This is a genomic window from Pseudomonas edaphica, assembly GCF_005863185.1.
In the GTDB taxonomy this organism is placed as follows: domain Bacteria; phylum Pseudomonadota; class Gammaproteobacteria; order Pseudomonadales; family Pseudomonadaceae; genus Aquipseudomonas; species Aquipseudomonas edaphica.
Genome location: NZ_VBVZ01000960.1, coordinates 1 through 1,461, shown reverse-complemented (window position 1 = coordinate 1,461; position 1,461 = coordinate 1). Strand labels below are relative to the sequence as shown.

Annotated in this window: 2 protein-coding genes; both read left to right on the top strand. The window is 63.5% G+C overall.

The window, feature by feature from the left end:
- On the top strand, positions 1 to 853 hold an 853-nt coding region (locus FEM54_RS32485; RefSeq protein WP_138454273.1), incomplete at its 5' end, for an alpha/beta hydrolase family protein.
- Between the two features lie 72 nt (positions 854 to 925).
- Positions 926 to 1,339, top strand: coding sequence for a hypothetical protein (locus FEM54_RS32480; RefSeq protein ID WP_138454272.1), 414 nt, complete (start codon positions 926 to 928; stop codon positions 1,337 to 1,339).
- Positions 1,340 to 1,461 lie beyond the last annotated feature (122 nt).

Genomic DNA, 1,461 nt, shown 5'->3' with positions numbered 1-1,461 from the left:
CTACCCAATCGGCGGCTTCACCTGGCGCCACCCGCGCACCGACTTCGAACGCCCGGTCGTCATCATCAACGCCGCCACCTCGGTCCGCTGCCGCCACTATTCACGCTTCGCCGACTACCTGTTTGCCAACGGCTTCGACGTGATCACCTACGACTACCGTGGCATCGGCGAATCCCGCAGCGGCGCGTTGCGAGGCTTCAAGGCGTCGTGGTCGGATTGGGGCGTGCTGGATTTCGAGGCGATGCTGCAGCGCGCACAGCGGGAGTTTCCGGGGCAGCCGATTGATGTGGTCGGCCACAGTTTCGGCGGGTGCGCGGCAGGGCTCGGTGCTTGCGGCGCAGTGATTCGGCGCATCGTCACGGTCGGCGCGCAGTTTGCGTACTGGCGCGATTACGCGGCGAGCGGGCGCTGGCGCATGTTTGCCAAATGGCATGTGGTGATGCCGCTGGTGACGGCCCTGTGCGGCTACTTCCCCGGCAAGCGCATGGGCTGGCTGGAGGACACGCCGGCAGGCGTGGTGCGCGACTGGAGCATGCCGACACCGCGCTATGAAACGCGCCCCAGCGGGCGTGGCCTGAGCGAGCTGCCCTTTGCCCGAGTGAAGGCGCAGTTGCTGGCCATCAGCATCACTGACGATCCGTTTGGGACTGTGGCGGCTATTGAGCGGCTGCTGGGCTATTTTGAAAACAGCGCGCGCACTCACCTGCGAATCGCGCCCGGGGATATCGGCGAAAAAACCGTCGGGCATTTCGCCTTCTTTCGCAGTGAATATCAGGACCGGTTGTGGCCGATTGCGCTGGGATGGCTGCAGAAAGGCGAATTGGCGCCCGGCACACCCGGCGTGCGCGTCTAGATTTCCTTGGGATTTCCCCCAACCTGCGCTTCAATACCCCACCCCGATTAAGAACCCAAGGACGTTGAGCCCATGGCCTCGCCGAACAAGCAGCAAAAACGTGCCCACCGGGCCAAGGCCAAGGCCAAGCAAAACCGCACCCAGCGCGCCGTCGCGACCAAGCCGGATGCGTTCGCTGGCGACGACAGCCGCATTGACCTTGAGTCGGTGGATTTGACCGAATTGTTTGTCGAGATGCGCGCAGCCGGCGAGAGCAGCCAGCAGGCGTTGTGTGCGGCATTCCTGGCGCACCCACTGTTGGCCGTGGTGCTGGAGCAGGAAGGCGAAGAAGACGCGACAGATTTTATCCTGGCGGCGCTGATCGAGTATCGCCAGTGGGCGACGGACACCGAGGATGAAGCCGCGGCGCTGGCGTGGATTGAATCCCCGCAGTTCCAGGCCGATTACGTGGCGGCATCCCAGGCGTTGACCAACTCCCAGGACTGATACACAACACAATGTGGGGCTTGCCCGCGATGGCGGTGTATCAGGCGAAGAATTTATCGACTGCCAGCCCGTCATCGCGGGCAAGCCCGGCTCCCACAGGGTTCAGTGTTTCTAGCTGATAC

What these genes read in the sequence shown, in the direction of transcription:
- FEM54_RS32480 (WP_138454272.1), top strand. Translation starts at nt 926, where the DNA reads ATGGCCTCGCCGAACAAGCAGCAAAAACGTGCCCACCGGGCCAAGGCC.